Source organism: Amycolatopsis sp. TRM77291 (assembly GCF_054166285.1).
The window spans coordinates 2515199-2537853 of sequence record NZ_JBSZHF010000001.1 but is presented as its reverse complement, the minus strand read 5'-3'; the positions used below and the strand labels follow the sequence as shown (position 1 = coordinate 2537853).

25 protein-coding genes are annotated in these 22655 nt (G+C 68.8%); 12 read left to right on the top strand and 13 right to left on the bottom strand.

Going from position 1 to position 22655, the window contains the following annotated elements; all coding sequences use genetic code 11:
• Positions 1-108: 108 nt before the first annotated feature.
• Entirely contained in the window at positions 109-1572 is a 1464-nt protein-coding gene (locus tag ACXIZN_RS11960) for a trypsin-like serine protease (protein WP_457954339.1), read from the top strand.
• A 56-nt stretch (positions 1573-1628) separates the two neighbouring features.
• Here the strand turns inward: ACXIZN_RS11960 and ACXIZN_RS11955 are convergent, their stop codons facing one another.
• Positions 1629-2060 carry a hypothetical protein gene (locus tag ACXIZN_RS11955; RefSeq protein ID WP_457954337.1) on the bottom strand — a complete coding sequence of 144 codons (432 nt, stop codon included), beginning with the start codon at positions 2058-2060 and terminating at the stop codon, positions 1629-1631.
• A 334-nt stretch (positions 2061-2394) separates the two neighbouring features.
• Here ACXIZN_RS11955 and ACXIZN_RS11950 point away from each other — a divergent pair, with 334 nt between their 5' ends.
• A complete protein-coding gene (locus ACXIZN_RS11950) occupies positions 2395-2646 on the top strand; it encodes a hypothetical protein (RefSeq protein WP_457954335.1) in 252 nt (83 codons plus the stop codon).
• Here the strand turns inward: ACXIZN_RS11950 and ACXIZN_RS11945 are convergent.
• Positions 2618-4078 carry an aldehyde dehydrogenase gene (locus ACXIZN_RS11945; RefSeq protein ID WP_457954333.1) on the bottom strand — a complete coding sequence of 487 codons (1461 nt, stop codon included), beginning with the start codon at positions 4076-4078 and terminating at the stop codon, positions 2618-2620. The two genes, ACXIZN_RS11950 and ACXIZN_RS11945, sit on opposite strands and share 29 nt — an antisense overlap.
• A 76-nt stretch (positions 4079-4154) precedes the next feature.
• Between ACXIZN_RS11945 and ACXIZN_RS11940 the strand changes: the two genes are divergently transcribed.
• The 3 genes from ACXIZN_RS11940 (at position 4155) to ligA (ending at position 8140) form a co-directional block, all read left to right on the top strand.
• Positions 4155-4691, top strand: coding sequence for a TetR/AcrR family transcriptional regulator (locus ACXIZN_RS11940; RefSeq protein WP_457954332.1), 537 nt, complete (start codon positions 4155-4157; stop codon positions 4689-4691).
• Between the two features lie 305 nt (positions 4692-4996).
• Positions 4997-6094, top strand: a complete 1098-nt coding sequence (locus ACXIZN_RS11935) for a calcium:proton antiporter (RefSeq protein WP_457954330.1) — start codon at positions 4997-4999, stop codon at positions 6092-6094.
• A 54-nt stretch (positions 6095-6148) separates the two neighbouring features.
• Positions 6149-8140 carry an NAD-dependent DNA ligase LigA gene (gene ligA, locus ACXIZN_RS11930; protein ID WP_457954329.1) on the top strand — a complete coding sequence of 664 codons (1992 nt, stop codon included), beginning with the start codon at positions 6149-6151 and terminating at the stop codon, positions 8138-8140.
• Positions 8141-8204: 64 nt separating this feature from the next.
• Here ligA and ACXIZN_RS11925 read toward each other — a convergent pair whose 3' ends face one another.
• The 4 genes from ACXIZN_RS11925 to ACXIZN_RS11910 all read right to left on the bottom strand — a co-directional run bounded on the left by ACXIZN_RS11925 (position 8205) and on the right by ACXIZN_RS11910 (position 13259).
• Positions 8205-9323 carry a family 2 encapsulin nanocompartment cargo protein terpene cyclase gene (locus ACXIZN_RS11925; protein ID WP_457960498.1) on the bottom strand — a complete coding sequence of 373 codons (1119 nt, stop codon included), beginning with the start codon at positions 9321-9323 and terminating at the stop codon, positions 8205-8207.
• Positions 9324-9550: 227 nt separating this feature from the next.
• Complete coding sequence (locus ACXIZN_RS11920) at positions 9551-10414, bottom strand: geranyl diphosphate 2-C-methyltransferase (protein WP_126733076.1); 864 nt, start codon at positions 10412-10414, stop codon at positions 9551-9553.
• 38 nt (positions 10415-10452) lie between these two features.
• The gene (locus ACXIZN_RS11915) at positions 10453-11841 is read right to left on the bottom strand and encodes a family 2B encapsulin nanocompartment shell protein (RefSeq protein WP_457954327.1); all 1389 of its coding nucleotides are present in this window, start codon (positions 11839-11841) and stop codon (positions 10453-10455) included.
• Complete coding sequence (locus ACXIZN_RS11910) at positions 11838-13259, bottom strand: family 2B encapsulin nanocompartment shell protein (protein ID WP_457954326.1); 1422 nt, start codon at positions 13257-13259, stop codon at positions 11838-11840. Before ACXIZN_RS11910 ends, ACXIZN_RS11915 begins: the two co-directional genes overlap by 4 nt.
• Before the next feature lie 454 nt (positions 13260-13713).
• Between ACXIZN_RS11910 and cmtR the strand changes: the two genes are divergently transcribed.
• Genes cmtR through ACXIZN_RS11890 form a run of 4 tightly spaced genes read left to right on the top strand, consistent with a single transcriptional unit; the run spans position 13714 to position 15802 of the window.
• Positions 13714-14040 carry a Cd(II)/Pb(II)-sensing metalloregulatory transcriptional regulator CmtR gene (gene cmtR / locus ACXIZN_RS11905; RefSeq protein WP_457954325.1) on the top strand — a complete coding sequence of 109 codons (327 nt, stop codon included), beginning with the start codon at positions 13714-13716 and terminating at the stop codon, positions 14038-14040.
• Positions 14037-14690 carry a cation transporter gene (locus tag ACXIZN_RS11900; protein WP_457954323.1) on the top strand — a complete coding sequence of 218 codons (654 nt, stop codon included), beginning with the start codon at positions 14037-14039 and terminating at the stop codon, positions 14688-14690. The genes cmtR and ACXIZN_RS11900 overlap by 4 nt, the downstream gene beginning before the upstream one ends.
• A gap of 10 nt (positions 14691-14700) precedes the next feature.
• Complete coding sequence (locus ACXIZN_RS11895) at positions 14701-15312, top strand: class I SAM-dependent methyltransferase (RefSeq protein ID WP_457954321.1); 612 nt, start codon at positions 14701-14703, stop codon at positions 15310-15312.
• 43 nt (positions 15313-15355) lie between these two features.
• Positions 15356-15802, top strand: coding sequence for an LppU/SCO3897 family protein (locus ACXIZN_RS11890; RefSeq protein ID WP_457954319.1), 447 nt, complete (start codon positions 15356-15358; stop codon positions 15800-15802).
• Here the strand turns inward: ACXIZN_RS11890 and ACXIZN_RS11885 are convergent.
• Entirely contained in the window at positions 15770-16609 is an 840-nt protein-coding gene (locus ACXIZN_RS11885) for an MBL fold metallo-hydrolase (RefSeq protein ID WP_457954318.1), read from the bottom strand. The genes ACXIZN_RS11890 and ACXIZN_RS11885 overlap by 33 nt on opposite strands.
• Before the next feature lie 73 nt (positions 16610-16682).
• Positions 16683-17261: a TetR/AcrR family transcriptional regulator gene (locus tag ACXIZN_RS11880; protein ID WP_457954317.1), complete on the bottom strand. Its 579-nt coding sequence runs from the start codon at positions 17259-17261 to the stop codon at positions 16683-16685.
• Between the two features lie 70 nt (positions 17262-17331).
• Between ACXIZN_RS11880 and ACXIZN_RS11875 the strand changes: the two genes are divergently transcribed.
• Positions 17332-18225: an NADP-dependent oxidoreductase gene (locus ACXIZN_RS11875; protein ID WP_457954315.1), complete on the top strand. Its 894-nt coding sequence runs from the start codon at positions 17332-17334 to the stop codon at positions 18223-18225.
• Positions 18226-18231: 6 nt separating this feature from the next.
• Here the strand turns inward: ACXIZN_RS11875 and rraA are convergent, their stop codons facing one another.
• Positions 18232-18717 (bottom strand): ribonuclease E activity regulator RraA, encoded by a 486-nt coding sequence (gene rraA / locus ACXIZN_RS11870; protein WP_457954314.1) that lies wholly within the window; start codon positions 18715-18717, stop codon positions 18232-18234.
• A 515-nt stretch (positions 18718-19232) separates the two neighbouring features.
• Entirely contained in the window at positions 19233-19832 is a 600-nt protein-coding gene (locus ACXIZN_RS11865) for a TetR/AcrR family transcriptional regulator (RefSeq protein ID WP_457954313.1), read from the bottom strand.
• Positions 19833-19893: 61 nt separating this feature from the next.
• On the opposite strand from ACXIZN_RS11865, the gene ACXIZN_RS11860 reads away from it, so the two are divergent.
• The gene (locus ACXIZN_RS11860; protein ID WP_457954311.1) at positions 19894-20139 is read left to right on the top strand and encodes a hypothetical protein; all 246 of its coding nucleotides are present in this window, start codon (positions 19894-19896) and stop codon (positions 20137-20139) included.
• Here the strand turns inward: ACXIZN_RS11860 and ACXIZN_RS11855 are convergent.
• Genes ACXIZN_RS11855 through ACXIZN_RS11845 form a run of 3 tightly spaced genes read right to left on the bottom strand, consistent with a single transcriptional unit; the run spans position 20133 to position 21652 of the window.
• Positions 20133-20360, bottom strand: a complete 228-nt coding sequence (locus ACXIZN_RS11855) for a hypothetical protein (RefSeq protein WP_457954309.1) — start codon at positions 20358-20360, stop codon at positions 20133-20135. The two genes, ACXIZN_RS11860 and ACXIZN_RS11855, sit on opposite strands and share 7 nt — an antisense overlap.
• A gap of 21 nt (positions 20361-20381) precedes the next feature.
• Complete coding sequence (locus ACXIZN_RS11850; protein WP_457954307.1) at positions 20382-20753, bottom strand: NAD(P)-dependent oxidoreductase; 372 nt, start codon at positions 20751-20753, stop codon at positions 20382-20384.
• The gene (locus tag ACXIZN_RS11845; RefSeq protein ID WP_457954305.1) at positions 20750-21652 is read right to left on the bottom strand and encodes an EamA family transporter; all 903 of its coding nucleotides are present in this window, start codon (positions 21650-21652) and stop codon (positions 20750-20752) included. The genes ACXIZN_RS11850 and ACXIZN_RS11845 overlap by 4 nt, the downstream gene beginning before the upstream one ends.
• A 79-nt stretch (positions 21653-21731) precedes the next feature.
• On the opposite strand from ACXIZN_RS11845, the gene ACXIZN_RS11840 reads away from it, so the two are divergent.
• The gene (locus ACXIZN_RS11840) at positions 21732-22616 is read left to right on the top strand and encodes a LysR family transcriptional regulator (RefSeq protein WP_457954304.1); all 885 of its coding nucleotides are present in this window, start codon (positions 21732-21734) and stop codon (positions 22614-22616) included.
• Positions 22617-22655: the final 39 nt, after the last annotated feature.

The window sequence follows — 22655 nt, the reverse complement described above, 5'->3', positions numbered from 1 at the left end:
CCGGCCGCTTCCGGGGCCGGGGGCGCCCGGCAATGTCGGAAAATCTCCCCGCGCGCGCGGCGGCGTCCGGTTGAATGATCGCGAACGCCCGACATGTGAGGAGATCTCGTGCGGAGAGCTAGAAGACTGGGGGCGCTGGCCGCTTCGGTGCTGGCAGCGACCATGGCACTGGGCAGTCCGGCGACGGCCGGAACCGTGCAGTCGTTCCACACCTCGCTCGACCCCGCTTCGGTGCGGGAGTCGATGCGCTATCTGGTCGAGAACTACCGAGTGAGCGAACAGGAGGCGTTGCGGCGTCTGGAACTCCAGACCGACAGCCTGAAACTGGACGAACTGCTCCGCCGCGACCGCGGCGCGGAGTACGGCGGCATGTGGCTCGACCAGGACAAGGGGCAACTGGTCGTGGCGATGACCAAGCCCTCTGCGGCCGAGCCGTATCTGAGGGCGATGCCCGCGCGCTCCGCCGTTCGCACGCAACAGGTCCAGCACTCGTTGCAGCAGCTGACGGCGGCGAAGGAACGCGTCGCGGCCAAGGTCGGCGCCGGTCCGGACGCGGTGTACTTGCCTTCGGTGAGCGAGTCCGAAAACCGTGTCGTGCTTTGGGAACGCGGCTGGGTGGCGCAGGAGAAGGCGGCCGTGCGGGCCGCGGCCGCCGAAACGAACGCCGCGCACCAGGCCGCGGCGGCGGAATCCGGCATGGTCGTCTCGCGCGTGCTGAAGAACCCGAACGCGCTGTCCACGGCGAACGTGGACCTGGGTTTCTGTCATCCGCTCTACTGCACGAACTACGGCCCGATGCGCGGCGGCCTCCGGCTGGACATGAAGCGCGACAACGGCACCTGGGGTGGTTGCACCAGCGGCTTCAACCTGCGGTCCACCGGCGGCGGTTTCCCCGGCAAGGGCTGGGTGCTCACCGCGGGGCACTGCATGCGGACCAAGACCAACAACACGCCGACGCAGCACAACGGCAACGACGTGCTGCAGCAGCACGGAATCGAGAAGAGCTCGTACCCGTACGACTACGCGGCCCTGCCGTACGTGAACGACGCGGCGGCGACGCAGTGGCTCGAAGGCCAGACCGGCCGCAACCGCGTGCTGAAGTACTGCCGCAACGGCGGTATGGACAGCAACGGTGACACCCCGTGTGGCGCGCAGGCGACTTCGGTCGACGAGTACATCACCAGTGCCCGCAAGCTCGCCGACATCAAGGCCGGGTATGTCGTCTGCGCCTCCGGGACGGCATCGAGCGCGGTGAACTACCCCGATTCCGTCGACAGCGGCGCGGGCGCCGGCTATCTCGTCGGGACCCGGTGCGGACGCGTCCTGTCCACGGACGTCGGCATCAACACCGACCTCTGCGCCCGTCCGGGTGACAGCGGCGGACCGCTGTTCAGCCAGGCCGACCACGCGGCACTGGGCATCCTCGTCGGCAACCAGCAGTCCCGGTCGGGCCCCTGCCAGGCCGGTGAGCTGAACAACTACGCGCCGATCGAGACGATCACCACCGACCTCAGCGAACGGATCGCCGGCCAGGGCTCCACGTTCGCGGTGATCACGACTCCGAACGGCTGACCTCGCAAGGACGTGAAGCCCCCTTCATCCTGTGGAGAAGGGGGTTTCACGTATTTTCACGCGGTCAGCAGAGGACCTTCGTACCGCAGCGAGTCGCCCTCGCCGTACACCCGGACCGTCAGCTCCGGCGGCTCCCACGGGGCGAAAACCTCGTCGACCGTCTGGGGCACCGGACCGAGATCCACGTCCACCGCGAAGGTGTGCGCCACGATCGCGGCCTGGACGACGTCGCCGTCCGGATCGGTCACCTCCAGCCGCGTCACTCCGGTGTCGATCGCTCCGAGCACGCCCGGCCGCCTGCTCCACACCGCGAACCCGCGCTCGCCGGTGTCGCTCCCGTAACCGGTGCTCATGATGTTGAACAGCGTGCGCTCTCCCTCCCGGAAGACGCATTCCGCCTCGACACCGGAATCGTGGTACGCCAGCATCCGCCCGTCCGCGGTACTCGTCCCGATCCGGGCTCCGGTGTGCCACCCCGCGTGTGACACCGCCTCCGTCGATCCCCCGATCTCCGCGGACCGGTGAAGTTCACAGAGCGCCGTCAACTCCGCTATCCATCGTGTGGTCTCTTCATCACTTGCCGGGGCCACTACGCGTGTGCCCTCCTCCCTGACTGTCCACAATGGTCAACTTCGAGGCTGGCACACCCGGCTGCCGGTCACATCGGGGTTCTCCCGGAGATCGGTCCGCCTCGCTGCACGGTTCGGTGCAACCGACGCCGCGCGGTTAGGCCGAGCAGAGCAATCTCGCGGGTATCCCGTCATGGGTGTTCCGGTCACCCGTCGGAGTGTCGTGACCCTCCGACGCGAAGAAGTACGGCCGATGACCGCGCAGCGCACGATCACGGACGAGATCGGCGAAATCGGTGTCTGGCTGATGGGCGAATTCGGTGGCCGCGTGCCCGCGGCCGTGATCAGCCGGGTGCTCAACGCGAGCAAACGCGACCTCGAAGGCCGTATCGACCCTGAGGAGCTGGGCGAGATGTTCTACGCCCTCTGCCGGTTCCGCTTTCAGCGGATCGTGGCCGCGGGCGATCGGATCACCGTCAAGATCCCCGCCGTTCGCCCCTCGTGATGGTCTTGAGCTCCACGTACTGGGCGAGGCCGGCGGCGCCGTACTCGCGGCCGATTCCGCTGGCCTTGTAGCCGCCGAAGGGACCGTCGAAGCCGATCGGTGCACCGTTGACGGTGACGGTCCCGGTGCGCATCCGCCGTGCGACGGCGAGCGCGCGGTCCTCGTCCGCCGACCAGACACCGCCGGAGAGCCCGTACTCCGAGTCGTTGGCGATGCGGACCGCGTCGGCTTCGTCCTCGTAGGGGATGACGACCAGCACCGGCCCGAAGATCTCCTCCTTGGCGATGCGCATCTTGCTGTCGACGTCGGCGAACAACGTCGGCGTGACGTAGTTGCCCTTGTCCAGGCCTGCCGGGACTTCGGAGCCGCCGGTGACCAGCCGCGCGCCCTCGGCGACACCGATGTCGATGTAGTCGCGCACCCGCTGCTGCTGACCGGGCCGCACCATCGGGCCGATGAAGGTCTTCTCGTCGGCGGGGTCGCCGACCACGAGCGATTCCATCATCTCCTTGAGCCCGGTGACGACCTCGTCGTACCGGTCCCGGGGTGCGAGGATCCGCGTCTGCGCGATGCACGCCTCGCCGTTGTTGAGCAGGGATCCGAATTTCAGCCCGGCGATCACGTCCTCGAGGACGGCGTCGGGCAGGATCACGGCCGCGGATTTGCCACCCAGCTCCAGGCTGACCCGCTTCAGCCGCTCCCCCGCCAAAGACGCGATCCGGCGGCCTGCGGCGGTCGAGCCCGTGAACGCGATCTTGTCGACGCCAGGGTGCTTCACCAGATACTCGCTGGTCTCCCGGTCCGCGGGCAGCACGCTGATCACCCCGGCAGGCAGCCCGGCTTCCGCCAGCAGGTCCGCGAGCAGGCTCATGCTGAGCGAGTTCTCGGGCGAGACCTTGAGGACGACCGTGTTCCCCGCGAGAAGCGCCGGAACGATCTTCGCCATCGACGCGGAGAACGGCGAGTTCCACGGGATGATCGCGGCGACCACCCCGATCGGTTCGCGACGCACGATCGAACGGAACGGCGACGAGGGGTCCGAGGGCGTGAGTGTCTCTTCCCACCCGAAGTTCTCGGCCGCCTTCAGGTACGAAAGGGCCATCCGCCCCACTCCGGGCTGCCCGGCCCGCGTGAACCAGAGAGCCGAGCCGTTCTCGGCGGAGATCAGCTTCGCGATCTCGTCCGCGCGAGCCTCCCGCAACGCGTTCAACCGCCGGAGAACCTCGATCCGTTCCTCCGGCGAGGTCGTCGGCCACGGACCTTCGTCGAAGGCGGCCCGAGCCGCGGCGACGGCACGGTCGACGTCCGCGGGCAGCGCTTGGACGACGCGTCCCAGAACCGATTGGTCGTGCGGGGACACGATGTCCAGCCTCGTCGGCTCGCTCGGCGTCGTCCACTCGCCGCCTATGAAGAGCTTGTCGTTCGTGATCACGATCTTCCTCCATAACTGTCACACTGAAGTAGCACTTAGACTCATTAACACCACGCCTGCGTGATACATTCCCGGCATGAGAGCTGACGCCGCCCGCAATCTGGAAGCCCTCCTGACGACCGGCGCGCGGATGCTCGCCCAGGACCCCTCGGCCAGCATCAGCGCGATCGCCGCCGAGTCCGGCGTCGACCGTCGCACCGTCTATCGGCGGTTCGCCTCGCGCGAAGAACTCCTGGCCGCCATCTACGACTCCCGTCTGACCGCGGTCGAAGAGGTCGTCAGCGCAGCCCGGTTCACCGAGACGGCGATTCCCGTGGCGCTGCACCGCTACGTCGAAGGCATCATCGAAGTCAACCGCCGCTGGCCGGTCGAGCTGACCCGGATGCGCGCCGAACCCTCCATCCAGGACCGTCGGAGCCGGCTTTCCGCCGCCGTGGAGACGTTCCTCCAGCGGGCCGTCGACGAGGGATTCCTCCGGGCGGACATTCCGGACGGCTGGGCGGGCCGGCTGCTGATCCAGCTGCTCCACCTCGCGTCGCAGGAGGACATGGACGCCCCGCGTGCCGCCGATCTGCTCGTGGAGACGTTCCTGGACGGAGTCGGCGCTCGCTAGCGCCCACGCCCTCCATGAGGATTGCGTCGCGCCACGTCCTTGCTTCGCGATGAGGCCGCGGCCGCCTCTTGCTTCTTGCGGACTTCGATCGGCACGGGGACTTCCCCTGGCCGAGAAGCGGATCGGTCGCGGCTCACCCGATCAACGATGCTGGGCGGCGCCGTGCCGGACCAGAGCGCGAACCAGGCGTCAATGTGGCGTGAACCCGGCACGCGGCCCACTGCCCAGCATGTTCGCCAAGAACTTCGTCACCCCGCGACCCCCACGGAGGGGCGACGTCACGCAGAGTGTGCGAAGGTGACGGCATGGCCGCTTCGCGCAGACGATTCCCGGTGTCCTGGACCACCGTCATGCCGGTTCTCGCCATAGTCGTGCTGGCGCTGAGCTGGGGCCGTGACCTGGGCCCGCTGCCCGTGGTCATCGTCGCGCTCGCCCTCGGCGGCACGGTGCTTGCGGCGGTGCACCACGCCGAGGTGGTCGCGCATCGGGTCGGGGAACCCTTCGGCTCGCTGGTGCTGGCGATCGCGGTCACGGTCATCGAAGTCGCGCTGATCGTGACGATGATGTCCTCCGGCGGCCCCGAGGCCGGGACCCTCGCCCGCGACACCGTGTTCGCCGCGGTGATGATCACGATGAACGGCATCGCGGGCATCTCGCTCATGGTCGGCGCCCGCCGCTACGGCGAAACGCACTTCAACCCCGAGGGCAGCGGCGGCGCGCTCGCCACCGTGGCGACACTCGCTTCCGTCACCCTCGTGCTGCCGACGTTCACCACGAGCACCCCCGGCCCGGCCTTCAACGGCACACAGCTCACCTTCGCCGCGGTCGCGTCGTTGCTGCTCTACGGGCTTTTCGTGCTCACGCAGACCGTGCGCCACCGCGACTTCTTCCTGCCGGTCGACAGCGAGGGCTCCGTCAAGGAGGAGGAGCACGCCGAACCGCCGAGCAGCAAGGCCGCGCTGACCAGCCTGGGACTGCTGGTGGTCGCGCTGGTCGCCGTCGTCGGCCTGGCGAAGGTCGAGTCGCCCGCGATCGAAGCGGGAGTCCGCGCCGCGGGTTTCCCGCAGTCGTTCGTCGGCGTCGTGATCGCCATGCTGGTGCTGCTGCCCGAGACCCTGGCCGCGACCCGGGCCGCGCGGCGCGACCGGATGCAGACCAGCCTGAACCTCGCCTACGGTTCGGCGATCGCGAGCATCGGGCTCACCATCCCGACCATCGCACTGGCTTCGATCTGGCTGGACGGCCCGCTCATGCTGGGCCTCGGCGCCACGCATATCGTGCTGCTGGCGCTGACGATCGCGGTCAGCGTGCTCACCGTCGTCCCCGGCCGCGCGACGCGGCTGCAGGGCGGGGTGCACCTGGTCCTGCTGGCCGCGTTCCTGGTGCTCGCCGTCAGCCCGTGACACGAGTCCTCTTCGGACGGTGTTCTGTCGGTGGTCCCGGGTAATCTCTGCCCCGTGAACGCTCGGGACCGCATCCAAGAACTCGCCGATCAGATCGTCGTCCTTCGCGACGCCTACTACCGTGGCTCGCCGAAGGTCGCCGACGCCGACTACGACGCGATCGAAGACGAATTGCGCGGGCTCATCGAGGCGAACCCCGAGCTCGCCCCGGATCCGAATCCGCTCGAGCAGGTCGGCGCACCCGCCATCCTGCACGCGCCCATCCGCCACTCGCGTCCGATGTTGTCGCTGGAGAAGGCGACCAAACCCGAGCAGGTCGAGGCGTTCTTCGCCCGATTCCCGGGGCAGCCGGTGGTCGTCATGCCGAAGCTCGACGGCCTCTCGCTGGCGCTGGTCTACGAGAACGGCCGGCTCGCCAGGGCGGTCACCCGCGGCGACGGGACCACGGGCGACGACGTGACCATGCTGGTCCGGGCGCTGACCGACGGTGTCCCGGACAAGGTCGACGCGCCCGGCCGGGTCGAGGTCCGCGGCGAGGCGGTCATGCTGCGCTCGACTTTCGCCGCCTACAACAAGGTCCACCCGGACAAGCCGCTGATCAACCCGCGCAACGCCGCCGCCGGCACCCTGCGCGCCAAGGATCCGGCCACCGTCGCCGAGCGGCGTCTCCAGTTCTTCGCCTTCGACCTCTCCACCGAACCGGACAGCGCGGAAACCGATCTCGACGGCGCGCTCCGGACGCTCGGCTTCGCCGCCGCCGACATGCGTCACTGCGATGACGCCGAGGCGGCCCAAGCGGTCATCACGACGATCGAGCAGCAGCGCAACGAACTCGACTACGACCTCGACGGTGCGGTGCTGCGCCTGGCGGATCGCGACGCGTACGCCGCGGCCGGCACCAGGTCCAGCTCACCGCGCGGAGCGCTGGCGTTCAAGTTCGCCGCCGAGGAGAAGACCACCGTCCTCGCCGATGTCGTCTGGGACGTCGGCAAGACCGGCAAGATCGCGCCCGTCGCGTGGCTGGAGCCGGTGTTCGTCGGCGGGACCACCGTCACCCGGGCGACGCTGGCCAACCAAGAGGTCATCAAGGCCCGGGGCATCAAGATCGGCGACACCGTGCTGGTGCGCCGCGCGGGCGACGTGATCCCGTTCGTGGCGGGTGTTCTCGACGCGGCCAAGCGCACCGGCGAGGAGCGGGAGATCGTTCCGCCGTCGGTCTGCCCGTCGTGCGAAGAGCCGTTGACCGAACAGGGCAACAGCCGGGAACTGTTCTGCACCAACGTCGCCTGCCCCGCCCAGACCGTCCGGCGGCTGATCCACTGGGCGTCTCGCGCGGCCGCCGACATCGATGCGATCGGCGGGGTCTGGATCGAGCGGCTCGCCGAGGCCGGGATTCTCGAGCATCCGTCGGACTTCTATCGCCTCACCAAGGAAAAGCTGCTCGAGTTCGACCGCATCGGCGAAATCTCCGCCAGCCGCATGATCGAGTCGATCGACGCGAGCCGGGCCGTCGGCCTGCGCCGTGCTCTCATCGGGCTCGCGATCCCGATGGCGTCCGAGGGCACGGCCGCGCGGCTGTGCCGGGCGGGGTTCGGCTCGCTGGAAGCGGTCGCCGACGCCGGCGAGGAAGGTCTCGTCGCCGTGGAGGACATCGGCCCGAAGGTCGCCGCGTCCCTGATCGAGCACCTCACCCGGCTTCGTCCCGAGCTCGAGCGGCTGCGGGAGGTCGGAGTCTCGCTGGACGTGCGCGAAGAAGACCTGCCGCCGGTCGTCGCGGCCGGTGCGCCGCTGGAGGGCAAGACGGTCGTGGTCACCGGCTCGATCAGCGACCCCCGTTCCGGCGAGAAGGTGCCGCGCCCGACCTTCCAGCGGCTGTGCGAACGGGCGGGCGCGACCATCGCGTCTTCGGTCTCGGCGAATACGGACATGCTGATCACCGGCGCCGACGTCGGGGCGAGCAAGCTCACCAAGGCCGAGAAACTCGAAGTCGAGGTCGTGGACCAGAGCGTGATCTGGGGCCGGCTGATCGAGGCGGGCGTCGTCTGACCTCCTTCCGCGTTTAGTCCTCTGAATGCGGAAGTTCGTGTCGCGAACTACCGCATCCAGAGGACTAAACACTGGGTTTCGTCCGGTACCGCGGGCTCGTCGAGTGCCATTCGAAACCGCCGCCCATCCACCCACGCAACCCACGCAGGAACCGTTGCAGCTCGTCAGAAGGGACCACGCTCAGCTTTTCGTGCGCGGACTGGAAGTCCCGGACGACGTCGTTGTGCAATTCGACGGTGATCGCCGTGGCCTCCTCGATCGAGCATTTGCGGTCGTCGGCGATCAGCAGGACCGCGTTGCAGGGCGGCGACTCGTCCTCCAGATCCTTGGTGACCGAGTGCACGTCGTTGACCAGCACGGACGCCGTCCCCGCTTGGATCGCCGCCTCCCGGACCCGCGGGTCGTAGTACAGGTTCGAGGTCAGTTCGTAGCCACCGAGGACGTCGATCAACGTCATCGAGGTGTAGAAGCTGTCGTGCTGCCGTGCCGCGAGGTACTCCCACGCCGGTGGGTATTTCCCGCTGTGGCGCCACGCGGCGTAGGCGGTCCAGCTCACGAACATCGCGAAGGTCGAGTAGCAGACGCGCTGGACCTGCGCGGCGGTCCCGGATCGCCGCAGGAAGTCCGTCGCCGAGCCCAGCGCCACCAGAACGCGGTCGTTCCGCAGTGTTTCGTCGAGATCGCGGCTGAATTCGCCCAACGACGGCACCGGGTCCATGGCCGCCATCGCCAGGGCGAGCTTCGGCGGCAGCTCGGCAGGCACGGCGCCGAGGGAGGTGTCGTCGGCGTAGAGGTCGTCGGCCGCCCACCACGCGGCGTTGAGCCGCGCGGAGATCAGCAGCCTGTCGGGATCCTCGCAGTCCGGGTGGGCGAGCATGACCAGCCTGCCGAAGCCCGCCTTCCCGATCTGCTCGCACTCCTCCTCGTCGAACCCGCACTCCCCCGCCCACCGGACGAGCCGCCGGTCCACCTCCTCGGCGAGCGGGTCGTTGATCCGCTCGGTGACGGGGCAGTACAACGGCGGCGCCGACCCGTCACCCCACGGCCGATAGGCGTACGCCGGGTCGAGAGCGGGTTCCGCAGGCGGTGGAGCCGCCTGCGGAACGGCGGTCAGCCGGGACGCCAGCCGGGCGGCGGACGTGCCCAGGCCGCGCGGACCGGCCNCGGCGAGCGGGTCGTTGATCCGCTCGGTGACGGGGCAGTACAACGGCGGCGCCGACCCGTCACCCCACGGCCGATAGGCGTACGCCGGGTCGAGAGCGGGTTCCGCAGGCGGTGGAGCCGCCTGCGGAACGGCGGTCAGCCGGGACGCCAGCCGGGCGGCGGACGTGCCCAGGCCGCTCGGACCGGCCAGCAGTGTGGCGAGCGCACCCTGTTCGGTCATCACTTCGCTCCGATGGTCTCGCGGGATCAGACGCGGTCCGCGGCGATCAGCAGGTAGTGGAAGCTGCCTTCGCGGTAGGCGTCCAGGAACGGCCCTTCGATCCCGGTCGCCACCGACGACTTCGCCCGCAGCTCCCAGTACGGGATCGTGTCCGGCGTGAGATCCACGACCGAGATCGGCACCAGGCCGTTCGCCGTCATGGCCTTGAAGTACTCACTGCGCGGGTGGATGTTGCAGGTGTAGTGCTGGTCGATCTGCGCGACGGCCTTGGACCGGCCACCGGTCACGTCGTTGTAGCACCCGGTGATGGTGACGTACCGCCCGCCGAACTCCAGCTGCCGCGCGTGCTCGGCGAAGAGTTCGTGGAGGTCGACGTACATCGTGCTCTCGTTGTTCCAGATCGCCTTGCGCGAGCCGGTTTCGAAGCCGGTGTCGAGCATGTTGCGGAAGTGGTAGCGCACCCGGTCGGCGACGCCCCTGATCTCGGCCTGGTGATTGGCGAACTCGACCTGCTTCTCCGAGATCGAGATGCCGTCGACGTGGCAGCCGAACCGCGCGTTGGCCATGATGCTGGTCCCGCCGCGTCCGCAGCCGGCGTCGAGGAGCCGGTCGTCCGGCTTCACGTCGCCGAGGTGATCGAGCAGGACGTCCGCCTGCGCGGTCTCCAAGCGGTGCATTTCGGCGATGATCCGCTCGTCGCGGGTGTTCTCGGGACCCTCCAGCACCGACCAGTCGACTTCGCCGACCCCGTAGTGGTGGTGATAGAGCCCGTCCACATCGCCCAGACGCAGGTTGACCGGATCCTTCTCCTTGTTCCAGTACGACGCCACCGACTTCTGGTACTCGGTGCGCAGCACCTTGGCAGGAGCGGGAGTACGGGCGATGGTCACGTGTGTGGTCCTTTCTGGAGCGTTGTTGTTCGTTGTGGTCACCGCGCGACCTCGACGTTCTCCAGGACACCGAGGGCGTCCGGAACGAGCACGGCGGCCGAGTAGTAGGTGCTGACCAGGTAGGAGGCGACGGCCTGTTCGTTGATGCCGTCGAAGCGCACGTTCAGGCCCGGCTCGTACTCGTCGGGCAGGCCGGTCTGGTGCAGCCCGATCACACCGTTGTCCTCGACCCCGGTCCGCATGGCGAGGATCGAGGACGTGCCCCGCTCGGTGATCGGGATCTTGTCGCAGGGCAGCAGCGGCACCCCGCGCCACGCGCCGACGACCTTGCCGTCGACCGTGGTGCCCTCCGGATACAGGCCCCGACGGGTGCATTCCCTGCCGAACGCGGCGATCGCCTTCGGATGGGCGAGGAAGAACTTCGTCTTGCGGCGACGGCTGACGAGCTCGTCCATGTCGTCGGGGGTCGGCGGACCCGACCGGGTCTGGAACCGCGACTTGAGGTCGGCGTTGTGCAGCAGCCCGAACTCGCGGTTGTTGATCAGGTCGTGCTCCTGCCGCTCCCGCAGCGCCGCCACGGTCAGCCGGAGCTGCTCGTCGAACTGGTTCATCGGCCCGTTGTAGAGATCGGTCACCCGGGTGTGCACCCGCAGTGCCGTCTGCGCGACCGCGAGGTCGTATTCGCGCGGTGAGATCTCGTAGTCGACGAACGTGCCCGGGAGCAGTGGCTCGCCGTCGTGCCCTGACGACATCCCGATCTCGGCCTCGCCCTTGGCGTTCTGCGGCTTTCCCTTGTGCGCCAGCATGTCCTGGACGTGACGGCGCATCGCCTCGGACCGGCCGTTGAGGTCGGCGAAGTCTTCCGCGCGCAGGGTCAGCACGATGACCGGCGTGACGGCCTTCGCGGTGAACGGCCAGTTCCGGTCGATACCGGCGAGCATTTCGTCACCGAAGTGGTCGCCGTCGGCCATGCTGCCGACCGAGGCCTCGGCGCCGTACTCGCCGGGCATCACCTTGGCGATCTTGCCGTGCGCGACCAGCACCACCTCGTCGAGCGGAGCCCCGTGGCTGACGATGGTCTCGCCGGGCTGGTACTCGTGCTGTACGAACCGGTCGGCGAGCGCGGTCAGCGTGTCCTCGTCGTCGAAACCCCGCAGCAGGGCCAACTCCGCGAGTTCCTGCGGGACGACCCGGACCTCGGTGCCGACGTTGGTGAAGCTCACCCGCCCGTCGCCGATCGCGTAGGTCAGCCGCCGGTTGACCCGGAAGGTGCCACCGGAGGCCTCGACCCAGGGCAGCATCTTCAGCAGCCAACGCGGCGTGATGCTCTGCATCTGCGGCCGCGTCTTGGTGGTCGTCGCCAGGTTGCGCGCGGCGGCGGGGCCGAGACTGAGCCGCCGGTCGGCCTCCGGCGTCGTGGCGGTCATCCTTCGCGGCCGAGTTCGGCGGCTTCAAGGACGGCCAGCGCGTCCGGGACGAGTACGGCCGCGGAATAGTAGGTGCTGACGAGGTAGGAGATGATCGCCTGCTCCGAGATCCCCATGAACCGGACGTTCAGGCCGGGCTCGTATTCGTCCGGCAGGCCGATCTGCCGCAGGCCGACGACGCCCTGGTTCTTCTCGCCGGTGCGCATCAGCAGGACGGAACTCGTGCTGGTCTGGCTCACCGGGATCTTGTTGCAGGGCAGGATCGGCACCCCGCGCCAGGACGGGACCTTGTGCCCGCCGAGATCGGTTCCGGTCGGGTAGATCCCGCGTTTGCTGCATTCACGGCTGAACGCGGCGATCGTGCGCGGATGCGCGAGGAAGAAGCCGGGTTCCTTCCACACCAGCGCGAGCAGGTCGTCGAAGTCGTCCGGAGTGGGCGGACCGGTGCGCGTCGCGATGCGCTGCGTGAAGTCGGCGTTGTGGAGCAGGCCGAAGTCCGTGTTGTTGATCATTTCGTACTCTTGCCGCTCGCGCAGCGCCTCGATGGTCAGCCGCAACTGCTGCTCGGTCTGGTCCATCGGCTGGTTGTAGAGATCGGACACCCGGCTGTGAACCCGGAGCACCGTCTGGGCCACGCTCAGTTCGTACTCGCGCGGCGAGGTCTCGTAGTCGACGAACGTGCCCGGCAGCAGCGGCTCGCCGTCGTGCCCGGAGGAGATGTCGATCTCGGCCTCGCCGAAGTCGTTGGCGCGTCCGGAATCCTGTGACGCCTGCTCGATCTGCGCCTGCAGCGATTCGGACTCCTCCAGTACGCGCTCGAAGTCCGGTCGGGACAGGGTGAGCACGGTGCAGGCGGTGGCCGCCTTCGCGGTGAACTCCCAGATGCCGTCACCGTCCACGAGGGCTTGCGCGCCGAAGTAGTCGCCGTCCTTGACCACGCCCAGCGCGGTCTCGTCACCGTACGGGCCGGGGCCGGTCTTGGTGATCTTGCCGTGCGCGATGAGATAGACCCGGTCGGCCCGGTGGCCGAATTCGACGAGTACGTCGCCTGCCGCCACTTCCTGCTGTTCGAAGCGGCGGGCGAGTTCGGCGAGTACTTCTTCGTCGTCATATCCCTTGAGCGGCTTCAGTTCTCCCAGTTCCGCCGGGATCACGCTGACCTCGGCGCCGGCCTTCGAGAAGCTCACCCGTCCGTCACCGACCGAGTAATTCAGCCGCCGGTTGACCCGGTAGGCGCCGCCGTTCACCTGAACCCATTCGAGCGATTTCAGCAGCCACCGGGACGAAATTCCCTGCATCTGCGGAACGGATTTGGTGGTCGTCGCCAGGTTGCGCGCGGCGGCCCTGCCCAAACTCAGCTGCGGATTTTCCGGCCCCTGGACACCTTCGGCGGAAGTGTCCGATTCGGTCACGGTCACAGCAAGGTCCACCCTTCGATAGTCGTGTGAACAAACAAGATCCACAATTCGCGGCGCGCCGGTCATGCCCCGAAGTGCGGCCCCGCACGATCAACATATCAAGGGGTTTTTCCCGCACAAGCGCACTTTCAGGTAATGCGACAAGGCCACTCGAATGCCGAATTCCCTTTGCACGGGAAACCTTTTGAAAACGTGACTCGACGTTTTCCCGTGGCCACGCAATCGGGCCAGCAATTGTGCTGAGGTGTCATGCCGAGGCACGCCGGGACTCCCCCGCGTACCCGGGGTGCGACCGTTGGAGTGGCCACACCGGACTCTTTCGGGTCGCTCCGGTGCCCGTGTTCGGCGATGACTTGACAGACCGCGACGAAACAGAGGGTCGCGTCGGGACACTCCGTCGGGTCAATGGTTCAGCCCTTGCTGATATGTCAGCGTTCGCTGTACTGTCCTGGCTGTGCTGACATGTGAGACCCAGGGCGCCGCGCTCGCCCGGCTCGGCCGCGCCCTCGCCGACCCGAACCGGTGCCGAATCCTGGTCGCCCTGCTCGATGGCGTGAGCTATCCCGGGCTTCTGGCCGAGCAGCTGGGCCTGAGCCGCTCGAACGTGTCGAACCATCTCGCCTGCCTGCGGGGTTGCGGACTGGTCGTGGCCACCTATGAAGGCAGGCAGGTCCGCTACTCGCTGGCGGACGCGCACCTCGCCCGCGCCCTGCGGGAACTCGTCCAGGTCGTGCTGGCCGTCGACACCGCCGAACCCTGTATGGACGAGGTGCTCCGATGAGCGTGGAGAACGATTCCTGCGCGGACGGCTGCTGCACCGCGAAGTCCACAGTGGCCCCGGAGCGCCGTGCCGTGCTCTCCCGGCGGGTCCGGCTCCTGGTCGCCGCCACGATCACCTACAACGTCATCGAGGCGGTCGTCGCCATCTCGGCGGGCACCATCGCCTCGTCGACGGCACTGATCGGTTTCGGCCTGGACTCGGTCATCGAGGTCGCTTCGGCCACGGCGGTCGCCTGGCAGTTCTCCGGGAAGGACCCCGAAGCCCGCGAACGCACCGCGCTCAAGGTCATCGCGGTGTCCTTCTTCGCGCTGGCCGCATACGTCACCGTCGAAGCGGTCCGCACCCTGTTCGGCGCCGACCCCGCCGAGCACTCCCCTGTCGGCATCGTGCTCGCGGCGGTCTCACTGCTCGTGATGCCGTTCCTGTCCTACGCCCAGCGCCGCGCTGGGCGCGAACTCGGCTCCGCGAGCGCCGTCGCCGACTCGAAGCAGACCTTGCTCTGCACCTATCTTTCCGGTGTGCTGCTCGTCGGGCTGCTGCTCAACAGCCTCTTCGGCTGGTACTGGGCGGATCCGCTGGTCGCGCTCGTCATCGCCGCCGTCGCGATCAAGGAGGGCCGTGAGGCCTGGCGCGGTGAGCACTGCTGCTGAAAGGAGCGTCATGACCCGGCCCACCCGCTGGAACCGTTACTGGGACACCAAATCCCGCAACTACGACCGGGAGATGCAGTTCCTGGACCGGAAGCTCTTCGGGGATTCCCGTGCGTGGGCCTGCGGCCAGGCCGACGGCGAAGTCCTCGAAGTCGCCGTGGGGACCGGCCTGAACCTGCCGCTCTATGCCGAGGGCGTCACGCTCACCGGCATCGACCTCAGTGACGGCATGCTCTCCATCGCCCGCGCTCGCGCCGAACGTCTCGGCCGTCCGGTGACGCTACGGCGGGCCGATGCCCATCACCTGCCCTTCGACGCCGATTCGTTCGACTCGGTGGTCTGCACGCTCGGGCTCTGCGCCATCCCGGACGACGGCAAGGCGCTGCGGGAGATGGCCAGGGTGCTCCGGCCAGGGGGCAGGCTCATCCTGCTCGACCACATCGCGAGCTCGTCGCGCGCGGTCCGCGGCCTGCAATGGATGGCCGAGAAGATCACCGTGCCGATGGCGGGCGAACACTTCCTTCGCCGCCCGCTCGAGAAGATCGACGGTCTCGGCTTGGCCGTGGAGCACCGGGAACGGTTCAAGCTCGGGCTCGTGGAACGGCTCGTCGCCCGTAAGTGAAGCGTGTCATCGGAATTTCATCGGCGAGGCCGATCCTGATGACGTGACCTACCCTCAGCAACAGTCGCCGATCTGGCAGCAGTATCCCGTCGCGCCGCCGAAGAAGGCCCCGAAGACCGGGCTGATCGTCGGGATCGCCGCGGCGGCGGTCGTCGTCACCGGCGGGGCGATCGCGGTGACCGTGGCGATCACCACGAGCGGCGGCTCGTCCGGCGCCGATGTCCCCCAGGTCGACCCCGACCCGTTCTCCGCGCAGGCCGGGGATTGCATCTCGGCCGACGAAGACGCCGGCAGCAACGGCGCGTTCAGCGCCAGCGCCGTCCGGGTCCACTGTTCGGACACCTCCGCCAACTACGCGGTGATCGCCCAGCTCGCGTCCGCGTCCGGCTCGGACTGCAACTCCGCGCCCGGCTACGAGTACGGCAATCCCGTCGTCTACGACTTCAAGTCCGGGGAGTCACGGGAGCTCTGCGTCATGCCGAGAGGCTGACGCCTGTCTCCGGGCGAGGCTTTGGGCCTGCCCGGCGTGCAGATCGCTCACCCATTCCCAACCAGGCTTCGCGGACGGCCCGATTCGCGGGTCGTCCGGAGTCCGGCCGTCACGCAAGGCGTGCACGTACGCCCGGTCCAAGTCGATGCGTGCCCGCACCGCACCGGCTCCGCCGACGGCCCCGTGGCCGGGTACGACGACGTCGGCGTCGCCCGCCACGTCTTCGATCACCCGGAGCCCGGCGAGGTAGTCCTCGAGCGGATCGCCGCCGTCGTCGAACATCGGGACCAGGACGTCGGAAAGCATGTCGCCGGCGACGAGCACCCCGCATTCCTCGATCACCAGCGCCGCATGACCGGGGGCGTGGGCCGGGTGCTCGACGATCCGGATTCCCGGGCCGTCCCAAGGAATCCGGGTGGTTCCGGCGGGCAGGCCGGTGATCAGACCGAACAGATCCAGCGGCACCTCACCGGCGATTTCCGGTGGCAGCCCCTCGGCGACGCCGGTCTCCCAGTCCGGCTTGGACCGCAGATCACGCAGATACTCCCCACACCGGGCGGTGCCGTAACGGGGTGCGTCACCCAGCTCGGGGTGCCAGAGCACGTGATCCCAGTCGGGATGCGTCGCGAAACCCGCCGCCACCGGGCGGCCCGAATCGGCCAGATCGTGCGCGAGGCAAGCCATTTCGGCGCCCGTGAGCCCGGGGTCGACGAGCAGAACACCGTCCGCGCCCTCCACGACGACCGCGTTGTTCTCGAGCAACACGCTCTGGTGGACCAGCACACCCTCCGCGATTTGTGTCAGCACGACGACCCCTCCGATTGTGATGTGCAACCGCTTTGCGGTGACGGCAGTCCCAACTGGTGGCAGATTGCAAGCACTAGGCGGGGCCGGTGGCTTCCCAGGCCGCTTCGATCATCCGGAAGATCTCGTTCACCGCGGCCGCCGGATCGGCGGCCTCCCGGCCGAGCGAATAGGCGTCGAGCACGAACCTCGCGATCGTCCGGCAGGCGGTCGCGGACCGCGACGACTCCGGATCCGCCGCGATGGCCGCCGCCAGCGTCTCCGCGTGACGCAGCCGCATCGAGTCCTCGTACTCCCGCAGCGCGGGAGACTCGTCGATCATGCGCCAGATCGGGGCGGCGCCGTCCGCCGTGCAATGGCGCACCATCGCGTGGACCTCGTGACGCAGCGCGGGAATGAGCGGCTCGTGCGGCGCCCTTCCGGTGACCGCCCGCGCGAGGCTCTGCTCGAAGTTCGCGTCCTGCTCGAACACCAAGGCCTCTTTCGAGGCGAAGTGAGAGAAGAGCGTCGTGACGGCGACGTCGGCTTCCGCGGCCACCTCGCGGATACCCACCGCGTCGTACCCGCGTTCCAGGAAAAGCCGCAGTGCGGTCTCGGCGATCTTCTGACGGGTGGCGGCCTTCTTCCGCTCACGACGTCCGGTCGGCACGGTCATGCGGGGACGCTATCAGATCCAAAACAACAACGGTTTCAAAACACTAACCGTTAGTGCTACGGTCGACGACATGAAGAAAGTGATCTTCACCGAGTTCGGTGGTCCGGAAGTCCTGCAGCTCGTCGACGCCGAAGATCCCCACGCCGGCCCGGGCCAGGTGCGCATCGCGGTGCGGGCCGCCGGGGTGAACCCCGTCGACTGGAGAATCCGTGAAGGCCAGGTCCTCGGCGCGCATCCGACCGTGTTGCCGTCCGGCGTGGGCCTGGACGCCGCCGGAATCGTGGACGAGGTCGGCGAAGGTGTCGTCGGAGTCGACGTCGGCGACTTCGTGTTCGGCGAGGGCGCGAACACCTATGCCGAGTTCGCCGTGCTGACGGCCTGGGCCGTGATGCCCGACGGACTGACCTTCGAAGAGGCGGCCGGATACCCCTCGGTGGTCGAGACCGCGCTGCGGCTGATCCGCGAAGTCGGCGCGCGGCCCGGCGAGAAGCTGTTGGTCAGCGGCGCGTCCGGCGGGGTCGGGTCGGCGGTGCTGCAGATCGCTCGCGAACGCGGCATCGAAGTGATCGGCACGGCGAGTGCCGCGAACCAGGACTACCTGCGCGGCCTGGGCGCGCTCGCCACGACCTACGGCGAGGGCTGGGTCGAGCGGGTGCGGCGGTTCGGCCGGGTCGACGCCGCTCTCGACCTGGCCGGCTCCGGGGTGATCGCCGAACTGGTCGAGCTCACCGGGGATCCGGGGAAGGTCGTCTCCATCGCCGATCTCGGCGCGCCCGAGTTCGGCGTCCGCTTCTCCGGCGTGGCCGGGAGCGTGCCCGACGCGCTGGCCGAAGCCGTCGACCTCATCGCGCGAGGGAAGCTGCACATCCCGGTCGAGAAGGCCTATCCGCTCGCCGACGCCGCGGTCGCCCATGCCGACAGCCGCGCCGGGCACACGCGCGGCCGCCGGGTCATCGTCGTCTGAGCCGGATCAGGATCCGGTCGAGGGAAGGGTCACGACGCCGTCGTCGTCGGCGTAAAGCGTGTCTCCAGGAGTGAACGTCACTCCCCCGAAACCGACCGGGACGTCGACAGCGCCGGCGCCCGCCTTGGAACTCTTGCGCGGGTTGGTGCCGAGCGCCTTCACCCCGAGCGGGAGCCCGGCGAGCTCGGCGCTGTCGCGCACCGCGCCGTTGACGACGATGCCCGCCCAGCCGTTGTCGACGGCGGACTTCGCGATCATGTCGCCGGTGAGCGCGCTGTGCAGCGAGCCGCCGCCGTCGACCACCAGGACTGCGCCGTCACCGGGGGTGGCCAGGAGCTTCTTGACCAGGCCGTTGTCCTCGTGACAGGAGACGGTGCGGATCGGGCCCGAGAATTTCCGGTGTCCGCCGAACTGACGGAACTGGGTGTCGCAGACGCGAAGCCGGTCGCCGTGTTCGTCCACGAGGTCGGCGGTGGTGAAGGAATCGATCACGGCGCCTGAGTGTAGGTCCTTCCGACGGCCCGATGCTGTGCCTGAAGGATCAGGTTCGCCACATTCGCGGCATCGGCGATGGCCCTCAGTTCCAGGACCGGAGCTGACGGCGGCCCCACACACCGCCGAAAGTGATCGTGCCGGCGCCTGCTTTCCCGGCTTTGACCTTCGGCGGATGCTGGACGTAACGCAGCCAGACCCAGCGGAATTCGGTGCCGTTGGGTCAGCTCGCGGCGAAGATGATCCGCTGAGTGGTGACCAGGTAGGACAGAGCGCGGTCTCGTGCTCGACATCGTTCACGCGCTGGACGAGAAAAACACCGGCCGCGAGCAACATGCCGGCGTAGAAGGGCAACGCCGAGCCCGGATGCCCGAAGACGATCAGGACGGCGACCATCCCGATGACGACGATCATCACCGTGTACTCGGGAAACCACTTTCGCGGGTGCTGCGCCCGCCCGGCCCACAGCATCGAACCCCTCCCCGGTGTCACCGGGAGTACGTCCGGACCTGACGTCACGTTGCCTCGGGCGGGAACACCGAGTCCAGCACGTGTGTGAGGATCGCGGCGGGGTCGGCGGCCGGTGCGACCGCCTGACGCAGGGCGAGCCCGATGCCCAGCGCGCCCAGCATCACGACGGCCTCGTGGAGCGGCAAGGCGGGTTCGAGGCGGAGCCGCCGGGTGTGCTCGGCGAGCAGGGAGACGACCTCATCGTCGTGACGCCGCTGGATGGCGGCGACGAGGGCGGCGGTTTCGGGCCGCTGCGCCGTCGCGGCGAGCACTTCCGCGGCCGCCGCGCTCCATCTGGCGGCGTCCTTGTCCGCCACGTCGACCGGGGCCAGCGCCGCGATCACGTCTTCCCTGCCGGTGGCGAGGGAAAGGGTCTTCCTCAGCTCCGCGAGGTGTCCTTCCGCGGTGGCTTCGATGATCGCCAGCCACAGCCCTTCCTTGCCGCCGAAGTGCTTGTAGACGGCGCCGCGGGTGTACCCGGCGTCGGCCGCGATCTCCTCGACCGTCGCCGCCAGGAAGCCGCGCCGCGAGAAGACCTGGCGTCCGGCCTCCAGCAGATGTTCGTGGGTGCACTGCTGCTGTTCGGCTCGTGTCAGCCTGGTCATCGCCCGCCCATTCAGTAACAGACCGTTTCTGGATACACGACGTTACTGTATCGTCGGGCGCATGGAGTTCCTGGCACCCGTGGCCGCGTTCCTCAGCCTTCCCCTCTTCCTGGCCGGGTTCGCGTGGTACGCCGCGCGTGCCCGCCGGGCAGGCGTCAGCCAATCGCTGCTGGCGCCGATCGAGGAGATCTGGGATCCGATCTCGCACAAGACCAACATCGAGATCCAGATCGAGGCCGAACGGAGCCCGGAGACGCCGTCGCCCGGTGATCCGCCCCAGCCGAAGTGGCGGCTGTGGCGTCAGTAGCCGACGGTGAAATGCCGGTCCCGGCCGGGATTCTCGAGTTCGTCCACGATGGCGACTGCGAGATCCTCCGCCGAAATCCCGGACGATCCGTCCTCGGCGGTGAGGATGGTCGTCGTTCCCCGCCGGTAGGTCCCGGTCCGGGCACCGGGTTCGAGCATCGCGGGCGGCCTGAGGTACACCCAGTCGCCCGCGTGGGCCTCGCATGCCCGAAGCTGGCTCATGCTGGCCGAGGCGATGGCCCGCTACTCCGTCGGCACGAACGCCGGGTCGTCGATCACCAGCCCGCCGGACGGCGACCGCAACGGCCCGGCGCCGCCGACGACCAGGACGCGTTTGCCCGCCGCGGCGTCGAGCAGCGCCGTGACCGTGGCGGCGACCGTGTCTTCGGCGCCGGGCGCGGGTCTCGTCGCGCCCACGACGGCGTCGGCTCCACCGAACACCGCCCTCATGTGACCGGTATCGGTGCCGTCGCCGCGCACCACGTCCACGCCGGGATGGCGGAGATCCGGTGGGGTGCGGCGAAAGACGGCGGTGACGTGATGTCCGCGGGAAACGGCCTCGGCGACGACGCGGGAACCCGCCATTCCCGACGCTCCGACGACGGCGATCTTCATCGGACGACACCTTCCCGCTTGTTCTTCGGGGTGATCTGGCCGGCCACGATCGAGGCCAGCGCGAGCGCGAAACCGGCGAGCTGGATGGGGCCGAGCGACTGACCGAGCAGCACGGCACCGAGCATCGCCGCGACCATCGGCGAGAGCAGGCCGAGTACCGCTACCGAGGTGACCGGCAGGGACGTGATGCCGCGGAACCACAGCACGTAGGCGAGCAGGCCGCCGACCAGACCGAGCCAGAGGTAGCCGACGGCCGCGTCCGGATCGATCGCGGGTGGCGCGCCTTCGAACAGGAAGGTCACCGGCACCAGGAACAACCCGCCCGCGGTGAGCTGCCACGACGCGAACGCGGTCGGCCCGACGCCGGCGGGGCGTCCCCATCGTTTGGTGAGCGTGACGCCGAGCGCCATGGTGCCCGCACCACCCAGTCCGGCGATGACGCCGACGAGGTCGAAGCCCGCCGCGGGCCCGATCACGACCAGGCCGACCCCCACGACCCCGACGATCCCCCAGGCGAAGCGCCACGCGGACGGGCTCTGACGCAGTACGGCCACGGCGAGGATCGCGACGAGCAGCGGCTGGGCGGCGCCGAGCGTGGCCGCGACGCCGCCCGGCAGGCGTTCGGCGGCGACGAACAGCAAGGGGAAGAACATCCCGATGTTGAGGACGCCGAGCGCGGCGGCCTTCAGCCACCAGGTACCGCGCGGGAGGGTGCGGGTGATGGCGAGCGCGATCAGTCCGGCGGGCAGGGCGCGCATGAGGCCCGCGAAAAGCGGATGTCCCGGCGGAAGGAGTTCGGTCGTGACCACGTAGGTCGTCCCCCAGACCATAGGGGCGAAGGCGGTCAGCGCGGTTCCGGCGAGACCCGCGGCGAGCGGTGTGGTCGTCAGCGTTTTCACGCTTCCCAGCTTCGGTGCCGACAATCAATGAGTCCAACACATGTTTGTCACTTGATCCATCGTGATTCAAGATGAGTCCATGGAGCTTCAGCAGATGCGATACGTCGTGGCCGTCGCGGAGACGAACAGCTTCACGCGGGCCGCGCAACGGTGTCTGGTCGTGCAGTCGGCGCTGAGTCACCAGATCGCGCGGCTGGAACGGGAGCTCGGCGCGCGGCTGTTCGAACGCACGAGCCGCCGGGTGCGGCTCACCGCCGCCGGCGAGGCGTTCCTTCCCGCCGCCCGGCAATGTCTCGAGGCCGCCGAGCGGGCCGGATCGGAGGTCGCCGCGGCCATCGGCGAGATCCGCGGGCGGCTCACCGTCGGCGTGATCCCGACCGTCGCGGCGGTCGACGTCCCGGCCGCACTGCAGACCTTCCGTAGCCGGTATCCGAACGTCCGGATCGGGCTGCGGGTCGGGGCGAGCGGGCAGCTGGTGGAGCAGATCAAGGACGGCGCCATCGAGGTCGCGTTCCTCGGTCTCCCGGTGACCGACCGGCCGGACGGCGTGGCCACCCGCGAACTGGGCCGGGACGATCTGATCGCCGTCGTGGCCCCGGGGCATCCTCTCGCCGTCGAGTCCGAAGTGGACTTGAAGCGGCTCTCGTCGGAGGTGTTCGTCGATTTCCCGGCGGGATCCGCGGGACGGGCCCAGACGGATCAGGCCTTCGCCGCGGCGGGAGTGACCCGGGAAGTGGCCTTCGAGGTGACGGCCGCCGACTACATGGCGCGGCTCATCCATCAGGGACTGGGGGTGGCGCTGCTGCCGTCGAAGTTCGTGCCGAACCTGACCGACGTGGTCACCGTGCCGGTGCGGGACGCGCCCGCGCGGATCGAGCATCTCGTCTGGAACCGCTTCACGGTCACTCCGGCGGCGAAGGCCTTCCTGGAAATACTGGGCGTCGCCTTCGGTCCGGCCTCGTGAGTGGTGAGGACGGTTCTGACCGTCCTCACCACTCACGAG